Here is a 3,095-nt window from a genome sequence, read left to right as displayed (position 1 = left end):
CTCAAAGCAGTGCTTTGAGCAACCTGCAACTAGCTTCCTAGTTTGCTCTTTGATTTTCATTGAGTATTATGTAATCGTTTATAAAGTAGCCAAGCCAGATAGCCACCCAAGGTATTGGTCCACAAATCATCAATCTCAAAGACCCGATTGAAATCAAAGAAAAGGTCCAAGACTAACTGCGTACACTCAATTCCAAGACTCACTAGAAAACTGAAAAGAAGAACTCTTTTTGTTTTCCTTAAGTTTGGAAAGAGATAAAGGAGTTGGAACATTAGAGGAAAAAGCAAGAAGACATTGAGGATATTTTGTAGAAAAATCCAATATAATTGTCCAATGTCACTCACTTCACCTAGTTTCCAGAGAGAATTGAAAGGAGTCAAAAGAAAAACCAGGCGTCCAAGATGCTGAATACCTGGAGTTTCCACTCCCACGGGAGAATGTTCTTGAGGAGTAAAGCAAAAATAGACAATGCAAATGCTATAGAAAATAACTCCCCAGACCAAAACATGATTATAACTCTTCTTCATCATTAAGGATTGACTGCTGCGACTGCTTTCTGGCGGTCACGTTTCATTGTATTAGAGCGCAATTGTCCACAAGCTGCATCAATATCTGTACCATGTTCTTGACGAACCACACAGTTGACTCCTTTTTTCTTAAGCGTATCATAGAAGGCAAGGACGCGCTCTTTAGGACTACGGCTATATTGGTCATGCTCACTAACTGGGTTGTAAGGAATCAAGTTTACATAAGACAATTTCTTGATGTTCTTGAGCAATTCAGCCAATTCCAAGGCTTGTTCTACACCGTCGTTGACTTCATTGAGCATGATATACTCAAAGGTCACACGACGATTGGTTGTTTCGATGTAGTACTCAATAGCAGCAAAGAGTTTTTCAATCGGAAAGGCACGGTTAATCTTCATGATGCTTGAGCGCAATTCATTGTTAGGTGCATGAAGGGAAACGGCAAGATTGACCTGAACTCCTTCATTAGCAAAATCACGAATTTTATGAGCCAAACCTGAGGTTGAAACCGTGATGTGACGAGCACCGATGGCCATTCCCTTGTCATCATTGATGGTACGAACGAAATTCAAGACATTGTTGTAGTTATCAAAGGGCTCACCGATTCCCATGACAACGATATGGCTGACGCGTTCATCCTGACCACGCTCATCAAAGTATTTCTGAACCAGCATGATTTGCGCTACGATTTCACCGTTATTGAGGTCACGTTGTTTCTTGATCAAACCAGAAGCACAGAAGGTACAACCGATATTACAGCCAACCTGAGTGGTCACACAGACAGATAAACCGTAGTGTTGACGCATAAGTACTGTCTCAATCAGCATTCCATCTGGCAATTCAAAAAGATATTTAACTGTCCCATCAGCAGACTCTTGCACGATACGCTGTTTCAAGGGATTGACAACAAACTGATCATTAAGCTTAGCAATCAAATCCTTGGAAAGGTTGGTCATCTCTTCAAATGACTGGACACGTTTACGGTAAAGCCATTCCCAGATTTGATCTGCACGGAATTTCTTTTCTCCCTGCTCCAAAACCCATTCCTGCATGGTTTGACGTGTTAAACTATAAATTGACGGTTTCATTTTTTCTCCTTATTCTCTACTCACTTCTGACGAATGACAAAATGACGTTGTCCCTTGTCCTCTTTCTGAGAATGCTGATCTTTCTGACGACGTCTATTTTTCTTATCTGCATTCGGTTTTCGTTTGGTTTGAACCGGTTTCTTTCCTTTTTTAGAAGATGTTTCTTCTTCCTTCTTACGCATTTTCTTGTCAAATGATGCTCGCTTAGGATCTTCATTTTCCAGGACAAAATAGGCACAACCGTAACTACAATACTCTAAAAGGTAGTCTTGTAAACGACTGATTTTTTCAATTTTTTCTTCTGTTCGATCATCCTTGTAAAAACCTCGTAGGCGAAGCTGTTCGTTGCTCCAATCTCCCACGATATAATCAAACTTGGTTAAGACTTCTGAAAAACGCTGATTAAAAGCCGTCACATCGAAGGCATCCTTGATGTTTTCCACCAAGGAAAAAGCTATCCCTTCCGTTTCTACCTTGTCCCCATGTAAATGAAACTCAGGACCAGGAAACTTGTTATAGTTGTATAATTCAGGTGCAATTTCTTTTCGCATAGATATCCTTTTTCCACGATTACTTAGTACTTTATTCTACCATAATTTCTAGCAGTTAGCACGTTTCTCATAAAAATGAAAAAAGTCTGACGATTTTGTCAGACCAAAATAATATAACCTTAAAAAGAGAAGAACAATTCTTCCCTCCAACTATCATTATTTAGCAGCTGCGTACAATTCATCTACTTTGTTCCAGTTGATCACTGAGAAGAAAGCTTTGATGTAGTCAGGACGCACGTTGCGGTATTTCACATAGTAAGCATGTTCCCAAACGTCCAAGCCTAAGATTGGTTTTTTACCTTCTGAGATTGGTGTGTCTTGGTTTGCTGTTGAAGTCACTTCAAGTTTCCCTTCTTTGTTGACAACCAACCATGCCCAACCTGAACCAAAACGAGTTGTTGCTGCTGCAGTGAAGGCTGCTTGGAATTCTTCAAATGAACCAAATGTTGCATCGATTGCTGCTGCCAGTTCTGCTGAAGGAGCTGTTTTCTCGGGAGTCATCAATTCCCAGAAAAGAGCGTGGTTCAAGTGTCCGCCACCATTGTTGATAAGTGCTTGACGGATATCAGCTGGGATAGATTCTACATCAGCAAGCAAGGCTTCAAGGTCTTCACCGATTTCAGGGTGTTTTTCTAAAGCTGCATTGGCATTGTTGACATAAGTTTGATGGTGTTTGTCATGGTGCAAGTGCATTGTTTCCGCATCGATGTATGGTTCCAAAGCATCGTATGCATATGGAAGATCTGGTAAGATAATAGCCATCTGTAATACCTCTTTTTCTTTCTATATGAAAATGATAACGCAAACATCCACTTTTTTCAAGTTTTTTGCTTATAGATGAGGAAATCACTGAGATACTTTCGAATAATACTCTTCGAAAATCTCTTCAAACCGCGTCAACGTCGCCTTGCCGTAGATATGTTACTGAC

At 40.2% G+C, this 3,095-nt stretch carries 4 protein-coding genes; all 4 read right to left on the bottom strand.

The genetic code is table 11. From position 1 onward, the window contains the following. Positions 1-56: 56 nt before the first annotated feature. On the bottom strand, positions 57-530 hold the full coding sequence (locus WKI42_RS09900) for a VanZ family protein (protein ID WP_368081838.1): 474 nt from the start codon (positions 528-530) through the stop codon (positions 57-59). After that, positions 530-1,615: a 23S rRNA (adenine(2503)-C(2))-methyltransferase RlmN gene (rlmN, locus tag WKI42_RS09895; RefSeq protein ID WP_000804760.1), complete on the bottom strand. Its 1,086-nt coding sequence runs from the start codon at positions 1,613-1,615 to the stop codon at positions 530-532. Before rlmN ends, WKI42_RS09900 begins: the two co-directional genes overlap by 1 nt. 20 nt (positions 1,616-1,635) lie before the next feature. Next, on the bottom strand, positions 1,636-2,166 hold the full coding sequence (locus tag WKI42_RS09890; RefSeq protein WP_368081837.1) for a YutD family protein: 531 nt from the start codon (positions 2,164-2,166) through the stop codon (positions 1,636-1,638). Between the two features lie 156 nt (positions 2,167-2,322). Continuing rightward, positions 2,323-2,928, bottom strand: coding sequence for a superoxide dismutase SodA (sodA, locus tag WKI42_RS09885; RefSeq protein ID WP_000974733.1), 606 nt, complete (start codon positions 2,926-2,928; stop codon positions 2,323-2,325). Positions 2,929-3,095 lie beyond the last annotated feature (167 nt).

The sequence above is a fragment of the Streptococcus pseudopneumoniae genome, assembly GCF_038148935.1.
In the GTDB taxonomy this organism is placed as follows: domain Bacteria; phylum Bacillota; class Bacilli; order Lactobacillales; family Streptococcaceae; genus Streptococcus; species Streptococcus pseudopneumoniae_U.
This window is presented reverse-complemented; position numbering and strand designations above follow the sequence as displayed.

Bases quoted from the DNA above. Each gene is read 5' to 3' on its own strand.
- WKI42_RS09900 (WP_368081838.1), bottom strand. From the start codon at position 530: ATGATGAAGAAGAGTTATAATCATGTTTTGGTCTGGGGAGTTATTTTC.
- rlmN (WP_000804760.1), bottom strand. From the start codon at position 1,615: ATGAAACCGTCAATTTATAGTTTAACACGTCAAACCATGCAGGAATGG.
- WKI42_RS09890 (WP_368081837.1), bottom strand. From the start codon at position 2,166: ATGCGAAAAGAAATTGCACCTGAATTATACAACTATAACAAGTTTCCT.
- sodA (WP_000974733.1), bottom strand. From the start codon at position 2,928: ATGGCTATTATCTTACCAGATCTTCCATATGCATACGATGCTTTGGAA.